This is a genomic window from uncultured Campylobacter sp., from assembly GCF_938045775.1.
Taxonomy (GTDB): Bacteria; Campylobacterota; Campylobacteria; order Campylobacterales; family Campylobacteraceae; genus Campylobacter_B.
On the sequence record NZ_CALIBH010000083.1, the window covers coordinates 1 to 14,975 of the forward strand.

The 14,975-nt window shown below is 47.6% G+C and carries 14 protein-coding genes and 1 pseudogene; 6 read left to right on the forward strand and 9 right to left on the reverse strand.

All coding sequences use genetic code 11. The features are described 5' to 3' along the window. The 9 genes and pseudogenes from Q0238_RS03050 to yajC all read right to left on the reverse strand — a co-directional run. Positions 1 to 356 (reverse strand): annotated as a pseudogene (locus Q0238_RS03050) (transcription-repair coupling factor); the annotation flags it as partial. Beyond that, a complete protein-coding gene (locus Q0238_RS03055; RefSeq protein WP_297942826.1) occupies positions 356 to 1,249 on the reverse strand; it encodes a M23 family metallopeptidase in 894 nt (297 codons plus the stop codon). The pseudogene Q0238_RS03050 and the gene Q0238_RS03055, both read right to left, overlap by 1 nt. Continuing rightward, the gene (locus Q0238_RS03060) at positions 1,242 to 2,789 is read right to left on the reverse strand and encodes a bifunctional folylpolyglutamate synthase/dihydrofolate synthase (protein ID WP_297942828.1); all 1,548 of its coding nucleotides are present in this window, start codon (positions 2,787 to 2,789) and stop codon (positions 1,242 to 1,244) included. Before Q0238_RS03060 ends, Q0238_RS03055 begins: the two co-directional genes overlap by 8 nt. Continuing rightward, positions 2,770 to 3,309 (reverse strand): LPS assembly lipoprotein LptE, encoded by a 540-nt coding sequence (gene lptE, locus Q0238_RS03065; RefSeq protein ID WP_297942830.1) that lies wholly within the window; start codon positions 3,307 to 3,309, stop codon positions 2,770 to 2,772. The genes Q0238_RS03060 and lptE overlap by 20 nt, the downstream gene beginning before the upstream one ends. Before the next feature lie 6 nt (positions 3,310 to 3,315). Next, on the reverse strand, positions 3,316 to 5,763 hold the full coding sequence (gene leuS, locus Q0238_RS03070; RefSeq protein ID WP_297942832.1) for a leucine--tRNA ligase: 2,448 nt from the start codon (positions 5,761 to 5,763) through the stop codon (positions 3,316 to 3,318). Between the two features lie 9 nt (positions 5,764 to 5,772). Further along, positions 5,773 to 6,114 carry a DUF6394 family protein gene (locus Q0238_RS03075; RefSeq protein WP_005872279.1) on the reverse strand — a complete coding sequence of 114 codons (342 nt, stop codon included), beginning with the start codon at positions 6,112 to 6,114 and terminating at the stop codon, positions 5,773 to 5,775. A gap of 9 nt (positions 6,115 to 6,123) precedes the next feature. Then, complete coding sequence (gene secF / locus Q0238_RS03080; RefSeq protein WP_297942834.1) at positions 6,124 to 7,092, reverse strand: protein translocase subunit SecF; 969 nt, start codon at positions 7,090 to 7,092, stop codon at positions 6,124 to 6,126. Next, entirely contained in the window at positions 7,076 to 8,680 is a 1,605-nt protein-coding gene (gene secD, locus Q0238_RS03085) for a protein translocase subunit SecD (protein WP_297942836.1), read from the reverse strand. Before secD ends, secF begins: the two co-directional genes overlap by 17 nt. Then, positions 8,670 to 8,942, reverse strand: coding sequence for a preprotein translocase subunit YajC (gene yajC / locus Q0238_RS03090; protein WP_005872282.1), 273 nt, complete (start codon positions 8,940 to 8,942; stop codon positions 8,670 to 8,672). Before yajC ends, secD begins: the two co-directional genes overlap by 11 nt. On the opposite strand from yajC, the gene Q0238_RS03095 reads away from it, so the two are divergent. From Q0238_RS03095 to Q0238_RS03120, 6 genes are all read left to right on the forward strand, one after another. Continuing rightward, a complete protein-coding gene (locus Q0238_RS03095; RefSeq protein WP_297942837.1) occupies positions 8,918 to 10,261 on the forward strand; it encodes an apolipoprotein N-acyltransferase in 1,344 nt (447 codons plus the stop codon). The genes yajC and Q0238_RS03095 overlap by 25 nt on opposite strands. A gap of 64 nt (positions 10,262 to 10,325) precedes the next feature. Then, on the forward strand, positions 10,326 to 11,045 hold the full coding sequence (gene pyrH, locus Q0238_RS03100; protein ID WP_005872284.1) for a UMP kinase: 720 nt from the start codon (positions 10,326 to 10,328) through the stop codon (positions 11,043 to 11,045). A 23-nt stretch (positions 11,046 to 11,068) separates the two neighbouring features. Beyond that, positions 11,069 to 11,287, forward strand: a complete 219-nt coding sequence (locus tag Q0238_RS03105; protein ID WP_291935955.1) for a DNA-directed RNA polymerase subunit omega — start codon at positions 11,069 to 11,071, stop codon at positions 11,285 to 11,287. Beyond that, a complete protein-coding gene (locus tag Q0238_RS03110; RefSeq protein WP_297942839.1) occupies positions 11,265 to 13,457 on the forward strand; it encodes a RelA/SpoT family protein in 2,193 nt (730 codons plus the stop codon). Before Q0238_RS03105 ends, Q0238_RS03110 begins: the two co-directional genes overlap by 23 nt. Positions 13,458 to 13,471: 14 nt before the next feature. Continuing rightward, positions 13,472 to 14,677, forward strand: coding sequence for a tyrosine--tRNA ligase (gene tyrS, locus Q0238_RS03115; RefSeq protein ID WP_297942841.1), 1,206 nt, complete (start codon positions 13,472 to 13,474; stop codon positions 14,675 to 14,677). Further along, a partial coding sequence (locus tag Q0238_RS03120) for a nitronate monooxygenase (RefSeq protein WP_297942843.1) occupies positions 14,677 to 14,975 on the forward strand: 299 nt, incomplete at its 3' end. The genes tyrS and Q0238_RS03120, both read left to right, overlap by 1 nt.

Consider the following 14,975-nt stretch of genomic DNA (forward strand, 5'->3'; position numbering starts at 1 on the left):
AGGCGCAAAATTTCCTCTTTTAGCTCACTTAAGTTTAATTCACCCTCTAATTTTATATTTAGCGGGCGCAGATGACTTGCGGCAGGGAGTTTGTTTAGGATCGTGCGGACGGGAGAGATTAAAATTTTTTTGCCGCTTGCTTTGTAAAACGCGCTAAGAGCGGTGCTGATGCCTGCGAGCTCGCCCATGTAGCTGCGCAGATCCTCGCCGAAGCTAGCTCTAAAATCGGGCAGGCAAAAGGCCGCATAGCCCATAAATTTTAGCACCTGCTCGCACGCCGCGGCTTCCTTTTCATCCTCGCAGATCAAAAGCTCTTTTTGGTTTTGCAAAAAGTATTCGTAAACCTCGGCTTGCATTATTTAAACCTTTCGATCTGGTGCTGCACGACGTTTGCGATCTCCTGCCACGATACGTTAGGCTCCAAGGTCGAGATATTTTTGAAATTCTGCGCGTTCCAGCTCATAAAATTTGCAGGATCGACGCTTTGAGCCAAAAACCTAATTTCGTAATGCAGGTGCGGACCGGTGCTGTAGCCGGTGTTGCCGCTATAGCCGATGAGATCACCCTTTTTAACCCAAGAGCCGGGCGTTACGACTGCGGAGCTAAGGTGGCCGTAGCGGGTTTCAAAGCCATAATTGTGCGATAAAATCACTAAAATTCCATATCCGCTGCCACTGCCACCTGCAAACTGCACAAAGCCCTCTGCCGTCGCAAACACTGGAGTGCCCTCGCTCGCTCGCAGGTCAATGCCGTGGTGCATCCTCATAACGCCGCTGATTGGATGGGTACGCATCCCAAAAGGGCTAGTGACGCCGCGATACTGCATCGGAAGTCCATTAGGCACAGCGCTAAGAATCGCGCTCGCCGTTTTTTCGCTAGCTGCGATATGCGCGCCGGAGCCCTTTTTACGCTCCTTTTTCATCTCATTCATCGCAAGCATTACCTGGATATCACTATCCAGCCCGCCTCCATCGTCTTCGCGCCCGTCCAGCTTGGCAAGCACCTCCTCGTTTTTACCCTCAAGCGCGATATTTTGCTCTTTTAGCGCGAGATTTTCGGCGTAGAGGGTTTTGTTTAGCTCCTTTAAATTTGATCGGTCGCTCGCGAGTTTAAATATCGCAAAAAACAGAACGAGCAGAAAAATTACGAAAAACGCAGATAAAATTTTAAGTTGAAATCTAAAATTTTCGCCAAAATACAGCGTCTTGGTGCCAAAGTGATCGCTTAGGGTGAGTTTAGTTTTAGCCACGGCGTGCCTCAAGCCATAAAATGAAATTTTCTACCAAATGAAACGAGCCGAAAACCAAATACTCCTCGTCCGCTCTAAGCTCGCCGCGAAACGGTGAATGTGGAATTTTAAGCACGTCAAGCGCACGGGTTATCGCCTCTGCTGCCATTTTTCGATCCGCAACCTCGTAGCTAAAGATCTCCACGCGCTCCACCACGGGTGCTAAAGTCCGCAGCACCGCGACTACGTCCTTATCGGCAAAAGCGTTGTAAATCAACACAATCTTTTTGCCCCTGTAGATTTCGGTAATTTCGCGGGCGACTTGCTGTGCCGCAAGCTCGTTGTGCCCGACGTCCACGCGTAAATTCGGTGCCAAAACTTCCATCCTGCCGCGTAAATTTAGAGATGGCTGCTGCGAAATTTCAAATTTCAAATTTAAAAATTTCATCGCGGCAAGTGCTAGGGCTAAATTTGAAATTTGAAATTTAGGCAGATTATTGTGCGCGCAAAACTCCGCAATCTGCGCTCGCTCGCTCTTACTTAAAAACTCTGCTGCAAATCTTAAATGAGTTCCTTTTTGCTCTGCGATCTGCTGCGCGATACGAAGCGGAACCTCACTCATCTCGTCGCTTAAAATCGCTTCTTTATCCATCGCAATGAGCTTGGTGTGGGCGATCTGCTCTAGATTTTGTCCTAGCATGCCCAAATGATCGGTGCCGATCGGTGTAAAAAGCGACAGCGCGCGCCCTAAACTCGACGTAGCGTCAAACTCGCCGCCCATCCCGGCCTCGATCACGCAGTAATCGCAATCCCTAAAAAGCACTGCCGCCGCAAGAGTGAGATACTCGAAATACGACAGGCTATCTTTAAACTCTGCGGGCAAGCTCTCTTGCAAAAACTTATGCGCGAAATCAAGCTCCTCATCCGTAGCATCGTGACCTAGCGAAATGGGAAGCGAGCTTTGAGCGGATTTAAAATTTGATCCTAACTGAGATTTGAAATTTTGCTCAGACGGCGATTTAAGATCTTGAGAATTCCATAAATTTTGTGTAGAAGCAGAATTTTGCGTATAGATCGAATTTCGCGCGATGGAATTCTGCTCGCTACAAAAATTTTGCGTGGTGGAATTTTGCAAATTAGAAATAGAAATTTGAGAGGCGGAATTTTCTCCGCTCGCAAAATTTTGCATCTTTATGGAATTTTGTTTTTCTGTAAAATTTGACGCCGAAGCGGAATTTTGCTCGTTTTTAAAATTTGAAGCGTCGGAATTCAACGCAAAAACGGGGTTTTGCGCGATCCGTCCGCCCAGATAGATGCGCTCGTTGAGCTTAAAAACGTGCGGGCTAGTGTAGTGCCCGACGCTAAAGCCCGCCGCGGCGATCGCGTTAGCCAAAAACCGCCCAGTGCTGCCCTTGCCGTTGGTGCCGATGATCTGAATGACGTTTTTGAGTGGAATTTTATCTTTAATGGCGGCATATGCCCGCGGAAAGCGCTCGTAGTCGATTTTTTTGTAATAAATCGGGCGATTTTGCAAAAATTCTTTAATGCTGCGCCCGCTCAAGTCTAAATCCCCTAATCGCAAGCGCCGAAATAAACTCGTCAAACGCCTGCGCGGAGGCATTTTCGATCGCCTTGTAGCGGTCCTTATCGCTAATGATCGAGCTCGTATCGTAGCTATTTTTGACTAGGCGGCTAACTTTAAAATCGTAATCGCCCACGCAATCCTTGCTGAAAACCTCGCCGTTTTTAAGCTTAGTGCTAAAATTTACGATGAGATTTGCGCGGTAGCTAGTGACGTAGCCGAACTGATCGTATGAAAGCTCGCTAAAGCTTAGGCTTTTTATGCTCGCTACTACGATCGTCTGCGCCGAGTTTTTATCCGCAAGGCTCATCCCTAGGCGCTGGAGCATACCCTGTCTGATCGCATCTTTGATAGCGACGGTGTTTTGCGGATCGGTCTTGCTCATCATCACATCCACAAATACGCTTCCGCTCATCGTCTCTTTCGCGATCCTCGAAACGGGCTTGTAGCCGCAGCCGATCAAAAAAATCAAACAAAAAACGGTTAAAGCTTTTCTCATCTTCGCCTACTTTATTACCAAATTTACAAGCTTGTTTTTGACGTAAATTTCTTTTACGATGCTCTTGCCCTCTAGCCATTTGGCACAGTTTTGCTTTGCAAGGCTTAAAATTTCGCCCTCGCTTAGACTCGCGCCCACTTCAAACTCGGCACGCTTTTTGCCGTTAATCGTGACGGCAAGCTTGATCGTATCGCTTTCGAATACCTCTTCGCAAACTCGCAGCTCGCCGAAATTCCGCCTCTTAAACAGCCTCTCGCTAAGCTCGGCGCAGATGTGCGGCACGATAGGCTCGAGCAGGTTTAAAATCACAAAGTAACCCTCGGTGAATACGTCTTTATTACTCTGCGCGTTTAGGGCATTTAGCGCCTCCATACACGCGGCTATTAGTGTATTAAAAGCAAAACTGCTCTCATAAACCTGCTGTGATTTCTTAAGCGCCTCATAAACTTTAAGGCGGGCATATTTTTCCTCTTTAGTTAAAGCGGCGTGGTCGATCTGCGGAATTTTATCCGTAGTATAAGCGTTTTCGGCGCGATCGTAGAGGCGATTTAAAAATTTATACGCGCCCTCTACCGCGCTGTCGTTCCACTCAAGCTCCTTTTGCGGCGGTGCGGCAAAAAGTATAAAAAGTCTCGCCGTATCGGCGCCGTAGGTCTCGATGATGTCGTCGGGATCGACGGTATTTCCCTTGCTTTTACTCATCTTCGCGCCGTCTTTTAGCACCATGCCCTGAGTTAGCAGCCGCTCAAACGGCTCGCTATCGCGCAGATAGCCTATGTCGCGAAGAGCCTTTTGGAAAAATCTCGCATACAAAAGGTGCAATATCGCGTGCTCGATGCCGCCGATATATTGATCGACGTTCATCCAGTAATTCACGCTTTGCTCGTCAAATGCCCGCTGCTGCCACGTTCGCTCGTCGCTTGCGTAGCGCGCGAAATACCATGAGCTTTCAAAAAATGTATCGAGCGTGTCGGTCTCGCGCACCCCGTCGCCGCCGCATTTAGGGCATTTGCAAAACTTCCAGCTAGGATGCGTATCGAGTGGATTGCCCTTGCCTGTGATTTTAATATCCTGCGGAAGCTCTACGGGTAGATTTGAAATTTCCTCGCTTACCAGCCCGCATTTTGGGCAGTGGATCATCGGGATCGGCGCGCCCCAGTAGCGCTGGCGGCTCACTCCCCAATCGCGCAGTTTAAAATTTACCACGCGACGTCCGAGCCCTAGCTCTTCAAATTTTGAGATAACGGCGCTTTTTGCTTTCTCGCTATCCATGCCGCTAAATTCTTCGGAATTTACCAAAACTCCGCTCTCTACGTAGGCTTTGCTAGCGTCGTAATCGCCGCTTTTTGGAGCGATGCTTTGAATGATCGGCAGGTTAAATTTCTTTGCAAACTCAAAGTCTCGTTCGTCGTGCGCAGGTACCGCCATAACCGCACCGCCGCCGTATTCTGCTAGGACGAAATTTGCAGTCCAAACGGGGATTTTTCTGCCGCTTAGCGGATGAAGCACGCTGATTCCGAGGCTCACGCCGTCTTTATCGCTTGCTTGGCGCTCGCGCGGGCTTTGATTTAAAATTTCTCTCACCTTCGCCGCAGCCTGGGCGTCAAGTAAATTATTATCCAAAAGTCTCTTTACGACCTCGTGCTCCGGCGCGACCGCCGCGTAGCTCATGCCGTAAATCGTATCGGGGCGCGTCGTAAAGACCTTAAAACCCTCAATGCCGCCAAGTTTGGCGCTGCTTTGCTCGTCAAATTTAAAGCCAAATTCCAAACCCTCGCTGCGTCCGATCCAGTTTTCCTGCATCGTAAGCACCTGAGCGGGCCACTTGCCCTCAAGCTGTTTTAGGCAATCCAAAAGCTCCTGCGCGTAGGCGGTGATTTTTAGGTAGTAGCCAGGCATCTGCTTTTGCACGACCTCATTGCCGCAGCGCCAGCACCTGCCCTCCTCAACCTGCTCGTTGGCAAGAACCGTCTGATCGTGCTCGCACCAATTTACCACGGCGCTTTTTCTATAGATGAGCCCTTTTTCAAAAAGTTTGATGAAAAATTCCTGCTCCCAGCGCGTATAAAGCGGATCGGAGGTAGCGAGCATGCGACGAGCCGAAAAGCTAAAGCCAAGGCGGTGCAGCTCATTTTTCATATAATCAATATTTTCGTAAGTCCAAGTTTTAGGGTGAATGCCGTGTTTGATCGCCGCATTTTCCGCAGGCATACCGAAGCTGTCAAAGCCGATCGGCTGAAGCACGTTGTATCCGCGTAGCCTATAATAGCGACTCAGCGCGTCGCCGATGCTGTAGTTTCGCACGTGCCCCATGTGGATGCGGCCGCTTGGGTAGGGAAACATCGAAAGGATATATTTTTTAGGCAGGCTGTAATCGTCCTTAGGCTCGAAAACTCCCTCTTCATCCCAAATTTTCTGCCATTTAAGCTCAATACTTTTACTATCGTAAGGCATTTTGCGCTCCTAGAATTCGTCTTTAGTTTTTGCCGACTCGATCGCTATTAAAATTAGCGAGAAAAAGTTTGCAAGTAGCGCGCCGATCGCAAGCGAGGTCACGATCGATAGATCTCCCGGCGCTACTACAATCAAAACGAACGCCGGTATGAGATGCAGATCCGCTACGAGCGAGCTTGCAAAAAGCTCGGCTGCTAGCATATTTCGCACGCCTACCTTCAAAAGCGTCGAGACTGCATTCACGCTGGTTGCTATGAAAAGTAAAATTTCATTCTTCTCATACAAAAACCCGCCTATCGTAGTCATACTCATCAGCGCAAAAAATATGTAAATTACCCTTCCCCAGTTCATCTTCTATCCTTACACCGTGCCTTTTTCATACATGGCGCGATTCTTTTCTTTCTCTTTGATACGACGCTGTTTTTCGGCTAAAAACGCGCGGTACTTCTCGACATTAAATTTAAACAAAATCAGCATTGGAGCAGCTACAAATACGGAGCTGAATGTTCCTGCTATGACGCCTATTAGCATCACGAAGCTAAAACCGTGGATCATCTCGCCGCCCCAAACGAATAAAATCACAATGACGATGAGAGTCGTAAGCGAAGTAAGCAGCGTGCGCGATAGCGTATGAGAGATCGATTCGTTTATAACCTCATCAAGCTTAATCGATTTACTATCTTTTACCCCTTCTCGAATTCTATCGAAAACAACGATGGTATCGTTAAGCGAGTAGCCCATTATAGTTAGAAGCGCAGCTAAAATTTCAAGGTTGAAATCCACGCCGGCTAAAATCATCGCACCTACGGCAACTACGACGTCGTGCAGATCCGATAATACGGCCGCAATCGCAAATCTCCATTCAAACCGCAGGGTGATATAAACCAAAATGAGCGCAAACGACACGCATACCGCTAAAATTCCGTTTGTGCGAAGCTCTTCGCCGACTTTAGGACCTACGATATCGACCTTGCGAATGTCGAAGTTTCCACTACCTTGTAAAATTTTTTGCGCCGCTAAAGCGGGATTATCACCCAGTTCACTCGCAGCGCCCGAATATCTAATCGTGACCTCTTGATCGCTACCGAATTCCGTAACGTTGATATTGCCTAAATTTGCCGCTTCGAAGCGCTTTCTGATCTCATCAAGCGGTGCTTTGGAGTTGTATTTAACCTGAATGAGCGTACCGCCGCTAAAATCGATGCCGTAATTAATGCCCTTAATGAAAAATAGCGCAATAGAGCCTATTATTAAAACAGCAGAAAGCGCAAAGGTAAAATATCTAAATTTCATAAAATCATAAATTTTGCCCTTATCGAACACTTGCATTTGCGCCTCCTCTTACTTTATAACCGAGCCAAAGTGCGGTATTTTTGCTCTTTTCCATCTTATCTATTACTAGCTCAAACATTCCGTGAGTGCCTAAAATAGCCGTTATCATCGACGCTACGATACCAATGCTCATCGTAACGGCAAAGCCCTTCACCGGACCCGTGCCGTAAGCATAAAGCGCAGCAGAAGTAATTAGCGTAGTGATATTTGAATCCACGATCGCGCTCATCGCATTTTCATAGCCTTTATTTATACTTTGGCGGATTGAAACTCCCGTCCTTAGCACCTCTCTAACGCGCTCATTAATGATGACGTTCGCATCTACCGCCATTCCGATAGTTAGTACGATTCCAGCCATTCCAGGAAGCGTTAACGTTGCACCAAAAAGCGCCATACAAGCGATCAGAAATAAAATATTGACTACAAGCGCGATGTCGGCAAAAAGCCCCGCTACGCCATAGTATAAAATCATAAAGATTAAAATCGCAACTGCCGCAAGGCTAAGCGCTGCCATACTTTTATCGATACTATCCTGTCCGAGGCTAGGACCGATGCTGCGCGTTTCTGAGACTTTGACCGGAGCCAAAAGCGCGCCGCTTCTAAGCGCGATCGCTACGTCGTGCGCCTCCTCGACGCTAAATCCGCCGCTGATCTGACCGCTGCCGCCGCCGATACGCTCGTTTATGCGCGGCGCGGAGTAAACCTTGCCGTCAAGTACGATCGCAAGGCGCTTACCGACGTTTTTGCCGGTAAAATCGCCAAAAATTTGAGCGCCTTGAGAGTTTAGCGTAAAATTTATGATCGGCTGGTTGGTGTGCTGATCGAAAGCAACCTTCGCATCAACTAGCATCGCGCCGTCCAGCACTGGAATTTCGTTTATGAGATACTTGTAATTCGGATTTTTAACGTCCGGATAGATTACGTCGCCGTAAGCTCTAGCATCCGCCGCGCTGATAGTATGCGCGCGATCTTGGCGCACGTCGTCCACCGCCATAAGCTGCAAGTGAGCCGCTTTGGCAATCAGATCCTTGGCGCGCTGCTCATCCGCTGCACTTTTGACGCCCGGAAGCTCAACCAAAATATAGCTCTCGCCCTGCTTTGCTACCGTAGGCTCCGCAAGTCCGAATTGATCCAAGCGGTTTCGGATAGTCTCGACGGCCTGTTCGATCGCGTATTTTTTAGTCGCTTCGACCTCCTCAGGCGTTAGCGTGACGCGGTATTTTTCGCCAGATTTTTGAATGTCCAGTCCGCTTGCGGCGCTATGCAAAATCGCATCAAATTTAGAAGCCTCGTCCGCGTCTAAAATTTCAAACTCAAACGAATCGCCTTCCAATTTTAGCCCGTCCATTAGCAGATCATCGCGCTTGGCGGCGTAATTGACGCTAGCGGCGATCGATTTGATCTTTGAAACGACCGCTTCGTCGCTTTGAACCTCAAGCAGCATGTGAAGCCCGCCTTGCAGATCCAAACCCAAGTTTATCTTGCTTCCCTTTTCGGTCTGAAAGATCGAAGGCGCGGCAAAAATCGCCGAAAAAATAACCGCAGCCAAAAAGATCAGCAGGCGGTATGAAATTTTACTGCTCATCTAATTTTCTTGCTACGAATTGTTTATCCAGCTCAACCATGACCTCATCGTTAAGCTTAACTGTGATAAAATCATTGTTTGTTTTCACGACCGTGCATTTTATGCCACCGCTAGTTATGATCTTATCGCCTTTGCCGAGCGCATCGACCATTGCTTTATGATCCTTAGCCTGCTTTTGCTGCGGTCTGATAATCAAAAAATACATAATCGCAAAGATTACGACGATAGGCAGGATTGATGCAAAGAAGTTTCCTTGTTCCATGTGTTTCCTTCATTAGAAATTTAAAAAGTAGCTATTTTACATTAAGTTACATAAATAAAGGCTTTGTTCTTGCGCTTGCGCTTTCAAATTTTATTTTCGTAGAAATTTTAAGCTCTAAATTTAACGGTTTAATCGCCTTGGTGGCGGAATTTTTCTCGCCTCTAATTGCGATAGCAGCGCTTTTTTATCTGCTAAAAGCAAGCAAGGCGGAGTGGTTTTGGTGCGGATTTTTTATCGGCGCGCTGTGGATGCACTGGATCAGTTTCAGCCTGATCTATTTCGATCTTGCGTTTTTGATCCCGCTTGAAATTCTTGGAATTTGTCTCGTTTATGCCTTTATTTTCCGCATCTTTGCAATATTTGACGCGCCAGTTTTGCGCGCCGTGTGCCTTTTGACTCTAAAATTTATCCATCCTTTCGGCTTTGATTGGCTAAATTTTGAACTGCTGCTAAGTCATGGAATTTTCAGAGCCGATCTTAGCGCGCTGGCTCTGATTTTAGCGGGACTTTGCGCGGTTTTTTATCTACGGGGGCGCGGCGCCCGGGCTAAGCTTAACGCCCTAATTTTCGCGGTATTTTTGATCTGCGCGCTGCACTTTAGCCAAAAAGAGCCCGAGCCGCTGCCGATTAAAATTTCACTCGCAAACACCGATATTTCGCAATATGACATCTGGGCAAAGGATAAAATTTTATCCGCCGCGTTGGCAAATTTGGCTCGGATTGATGAGGCGATCGCGGCGGGGCAGGATGCGATAATTTTACCCGAAAGCGCCTTTGCGATGCCGCTAAATTTAGAAAACGTGCTAGTTGAAGCTCTAAAGGAAAAATCGCGCACAATTACGATCGTAGCAGGCGCGGAAGCGTATGAAGACGGGAAATTTTACAACAGCGCCTATCTTTTTACGAACGGGGAAATGAAGCGCTTCGATAAGCACATTTTGGTGCCGTTTGGCGAAATGGTGCCACTGCCGGAATTTGCGCGAAATTTTATCAACCGCGTGCTGTTAGGCGGCGCGACCGATTTTTCGACGGCTAGCGGTTTTAGCGACTACGAGCTTGGCGGGCGAAGCGTAAGAAGCGCCGTTTGCTACGAGGCTACGCGCGCAGAGCTTTACGAGGGCTCGCCCAAATATGTCGTAGCGATCAGCAATAACGGCTGGTTTGTGCCGAGCTACGAGCCCTATTTGCAGCGCCTCATAATCCGCTACTACGCGAGCTTGCACGGCACGATGATCTATCACGCCGTAAACGGTAGCGCTAGCGAGATAATCGCTCCGAAAAAGATCTGGATAAACCGCCTTAAAGATCATCTAAAATAGCCTAAAAAGTTATTTTTAAACGACTTTTGGATAATATTTTAAAATTTTATTAGGAGCTAAATTTATGGCTAAATACAATCGCATACTCGTAAAATTTTCGGGTGAAGCGCTAGCGGGAGAGAACGGCTTTGGGATCGACAGCGAAATTTTAAAATTTATCGCCAAAGAGATCAAGCAGCTCGTAGAGGGCGGCATCGAAGTAGGCATCGTAATCGGCGGCGGCAACATCATAAGAGGCGTAAGCGCCGCGGCTAGCGGTATCATCAAACGCACCAGCGGCGATCATATGGGCATGCTAGCCACCGTTATAAACGCAATCGCTATGAGAGAAGCGCTCGAATACGCAGGCATGGATGTGCGCGTGCAAAGTGCGATAAAGATGGAAGCGATCTGCGAGACCTTCATCATCGGCCGCGCCAAAAGACACCTGGAAAAGGGTCGCGTCGTGATCTTTGCCGCAGGCACGGGGAACCCCTTCTTCACAACCGATACCGCAGGTACGCTCCGCGCTATCGAGATCGGAGCCGACGCCATCATCAAAGCCACGAAGGTAATGGGGATCTACGACAAGGATCCGCAAAAATTTAAAGACGCCAAATTGCTTTCCAAAGTCACTTACGATCAAGCCCTGCACGACAACATCAGGGTGATGGACGATACGGCTATCGCGCTTGCTAAAGACAATGCACTTCCGATCATCGTATGCAATATGTTTAAGAGCGGAAATTTATACAAAATCGTCGATGGCGGAGATCTAAGCTCCTGCTCAATCGTAAAAAACTGAAATTTCAAATTTAAGGAGAATTGATGAGAACTGAACAAATTGTAGCCAAAGCTTTAAAAGTAACGGGCGGAGACAGGTATAAGCTATCTTTGATGATAAGCAAACGCGCCGAGCAGCTAGCTGCGGGCGAACCGCCGCTGATAGAGAACGTAGATACTCGCAGAATGAAATTTGCCGATATAGCAATCTTGGAACTAGCCGAAGGTAAGATCGCATTAGATGGAATCGTTGACAAGGATTAATGATAACTTCTTAGAAAGTCTCATCGACGATGTCGTCGATACCAAAGACATTCAAAGCGCCAAGCAGCTGCTCTATAATCTAAAAGAGCCCACTCCGCTGCTGGTTGATGCTATAAATTTATGCATCGCGCAGCACGACGGGCAGTTTCGCAAAAGCGGCGAGCCGTATGCGATCCATCCGATTTTGGTAGCTTGCTTCGTATCTTTTATGGGCGGAGACGACGCAATGGTGATATCTGCGCTACTACACGACGTAGTAGAGGATACAGATTACAGCATCGAGCAGGTTAGACAAAGATTCGGCGACGAAGTAGCCAAAATCGTAGAAGGGCTTACTAAAATCGTAAACATCAGAGAGGATAAATTAGCCCCATCCAGCGATAGTAACGCCAAGCTACGCACCACTGCGCTTACCTTCCGCAGGATGTTGATGATCTCCATTAACGATCAGCGCGTCTTAGTCGTAAAGCTCTGCGATAGACTGCACAATATGCTAACCCTAGACGCACTCCGCCCCGATAAACAAAAACGCATCGGCGAGGAGACGCTTTTGGTTTATGCGCCGATCGCGCACAGGCTTGGAATTTCATCGATCAAAAACGTGCTTGAAGATCTTAGCTTCAAATACGTTATGCCTAAAGAGTACGCGGCGATCGCCGATTACGTCGAGGAGCATAAGCAGCAGCTTCAGATGAGCTTGAGCAAATTTAGCGAAAAGATCAAGGAGTATATGCTTTCAAACGGCTTTAGCGAGGGCAGCTTTGAGATCCAAAAGCGGATGAAGCACTACTACTCGATCTTTTTAAAAATGCAGCGCAAAGGAATTTCGATCGAGGAGGTGCTCGATCTTTTGGCTATCCGCATCATCGTGCAAAAGCCGATGGATTGCTACTTAGCTCTGGGCATAATCCATACTAAATTTAACCCGCTCATATCGCGCTTTAAGGATTATATCGCGCTTCCGAAGCAAAACGGCTACCAGACGATCCATACGACCGTTTTTAATGAAAGTATGATCGTAGAGGTGCAGATCCGCACCTTCGATATGCATAACACCGCAGAATTCGGTGTCGCCGCTCACTGGAAATATAAATATAGCGGCTCGATCAATCCGAAGCTTGATTGGCTAAACGACATCGGCATGCAGGAAGAGGACGACGCCAACGCCGAGGATCTTTACGAATACGCCAAAGACAGCCTCTACGTCGAGGATATCGCCGTGTATTCGCCAAAGGGCGGAATTTTTACATTGCCGCGCGGTGCTACGGCGCTTGATTACGCCTACGAGATACACTCTCAAGTGGGCTTAAAAGCGACCGAGGCCTTTATAAACCGCGTCAAGGTGCCGCTCCTAACGGAGCTAAAAAACGGAGATATCGTTCATATCATCACCGGAAACGAGCCACACTACCGCTGCAGCTGGCTAAGCTCGGTAAAAACGGGCAAGGCGCGCGCGACGATAAAGGCATTTTGCAAGCAAAAGATCAGAGACATAAATTTCGAAGTAGCGATTAAAATTTTATGCGCGATCTTTACGACGAGCAAGGAGAGCATTCTAAGCTGGCTCGAAAAAGAAAATTTAAGCAAAAAGATCGGCAAAGCTGCCTATGACTCGGTATTTTTAAAAGACGTCGTAAACGCGCTGAAAAAATACCCGCTCAAAGAGAAATTTTTCAATATGAAATTTCGCAGCAAGTATGAGATCGAGAAGCAAAAATTTGACAACATCGTGGTGTATTCAAATTTTAAAATCGACGAGGTTGAGTTTGATTACTGCTGCAACCCAAAGCGTGGCGACGACATCATCGGCTTTCGCAACGGACACGGCGTGACGGTGCATCATAAGCTGTGCGAACGTGCAAGCGAGCTAATCAAAACCGATGAGATGATCTTCGTAAAATGGACGCGCAATGCGCCGCACCGCTACAAGATCATATTAAATTTAGAAAACAAGCGCGGCTCGCTGGCGACGTTTTTGAACTATTTAGTCAAGCTTGAGGTCGATCTAGTGTCGATAAGCCTGAACGAAAATAGTGAAACGACGTCGGATTATTTTGAGATCATCATCGAGCTAAACGAAAATTTAGACTCCACGGAGATTAAAGATAAACTCAAAAACCGCTTTAAAATCGTGGATTTCGTATCGCTTACGGACGTATATAAAAACTAAATAAGGGAGAGCAAATGGCTGACATTCAAGGCATTATGGAAAATTTTAAGCGCGGCGTCGCGGAGATCATCGGCGAAGAGCAGATCGAGGCGCTGATTAGGCGCTATTACGACAGCGGCGAGGTCTTTTACGTCAAAATCGGTATGGACCCCACTGCTGCGGATCTACACCTAGGACACGCCGTCGTGCTAAATAAGCTTGCATTTTTGCAAAACCACGGCGCGATCGTGCAATTTCTAATCGGTGATTTTACTGCTCAAATCGGAGATCCTACGGGCAAGAGCGAGACTCGCAAAAAGCTAGCGCGCGAAGTTGTGCTTCAAAACGCCAAAACCTACGAGGATCAGGTCTTTAAAATTTTAAATCCCGCCAAAACCAAGGTGATGTTTAATTCCGAATGGACCAACCGCCTGGGTGCTAGCGGTATGATCGAGCTATCAAGCACTTTTAATGTTGCCAGGATGCTCGAGCGCGACGACTTCGAGAAGCGCTACAAGGCCGAACAGCCGATCAGCATCAGCGAGTTTATGTATCCGCTGTTGCAGGGATACGACAGCGTTTGCATGAAATGCGATATAGAATTTGGCGGTACCGATCAGAAATTTAATCTTTTAATGGGTCGCCAGCTGCAAAGAATTTATGATGTCGGCAAAGAACAAAGCGTCGTGATGATGCCGCTTTTAGTAGGTACCGACGGCACGAATAAAATGAGCAAGAGCCTGGGTAACTACATCGGCGTAACCGATACGCCTCATGATATGTACGGCAAGGTGATGAGTATCAGCGATGCGTTAATGTGGGATTGGTATAATCTGTTAAGCCAAAAAAGCAGCGAAGATATTGAGCTAATAAAAGGCTTCGTGGCGGATGGTTCGATCCATCCTAAGGCGGTTAAGGAGGAGCTTGCCTCCGAGATTGTCACGCAATTTTATGACGAGAATACCGCCTTTGAGGCCAAGCAGGAATTTGACCGCGTCCACGGCGCCGGCGAGCTTCCTAGCGAGATCAAGGAATATCACGTAAGCTCGCCTGCATGGATCGTAAAGGCGCTCATCAGCTGCAAGCTCGCAGTCTCTAGCTCGGATGCGCGCAGGCTGATAAAATCAAACGCCGTCAGTATCGATCAAAATAAAATTTTAGATGAGCAGCTTCAGCTTAGCTCGGGCGAATACACGCTTCAAGTAGGGAAGAAGAAATTCGCTAAATTAAAGGTGGATTAATGAGTATAAAGATAGGCAAACACGAGATTGCGCACCCGATAATTCAAGGCGGCATGGGACTTGGTATCAGCTGGGACAAGCTAGCCGGCAATGTCAGCCTAAACGGCTGTCTAGGCGTCATTAGCTCGGTCGGCACCGGCTATTACGAAAATCTTAAATTTGCCAAAAAATCGCTCGATGGCAGACCATATCAAAGCGAGAATTTTTATAGCAAAGAGGCGCTTTTTACCATCGTGCAAAACGCCCGTAAAATTTGCGGCGATGCGCCTTTGGGGATGAATGTAATGTGCGCAGCAAA

Excerpts from the sequence above, each read along its gene's own strand:
- lptE (WP_297942830.1), bottom strand. The coding sequence starts at position 3,309 with ATGAGAAAAGCTTTAACCGTTTTTTGTTTGATTTTTTTGATCGGCTGC.
- leuS (WP_297942832.1), bottom strand. The coding sequence starts at position 5,763 with ATGCCTTACGATAGTAAAAGTATTGAGCTTAAATGGCAGAAAATTTGG.
- Q0238_RS03075 (WP_005872279.1), bottom strand. The coding sequence starts at position 6,114 with ATGAACTGGGGAAGGGTAATTTACATATTTTTTGCGCTGATGAGTATG.
- secF (WP_297942834.1), bottom strand. The coding sequence starts at position 7,092 with ATGCAAGTGTTCGATAAGGGCAAAATTTATGATTTTATGAAATTTAGA.
- secD (WP_297942836.1), bottom strand. The coding sequence starts at position 8,680 with ATGAGCAGTAAAATTTCATACCGCCTGCTGATCTTTTTGGCTGCGGTT.
- Q0238_RS03095 (WP_297942837.1), top strand. The coding sequence starts at position 8,918 with ATGCAAAGAAGTTTCCTTGTTCCATGTGTTTCCTTCATTAGAAATTTA.
- yajC (WP_005872282.1), bottom strand. The coding sequence starts at position 8,942 with ATGGAACAAGGAAACTTCTTTGCATCAATCCTGCCTATCGTCGTAATC.
- pyrH (WP_005872284.1), top strand. The coding sequence starts at position 10,326 with ATGGCTAAATACAATCGCATACTCGTAAAATTTTCGGGTGAAGCGCTA.
- Q0238_RS03105 (WP_291935955.1), top strand. The coding sequence starts at position 11,069 with ATGAGAACTGAACAAATTGTAGCCAAAGCTTTAAAAGTAACGGGCGGA.
- Q0238_RS03110 (WP_297942839.1), top strand. The coding sequence starts at position 11,265 with ATGGAATCGTTGACAAGGATTAATGATAACTTCTTAGAAAGTCTCATC.
- tyrS (WP_297942841.1), top strand. The coding sequence starts at position 13,472 with ATGGCTGACATTCAAGGCATTATGGAAAATTTTAAGCGCGGCGTCGCG.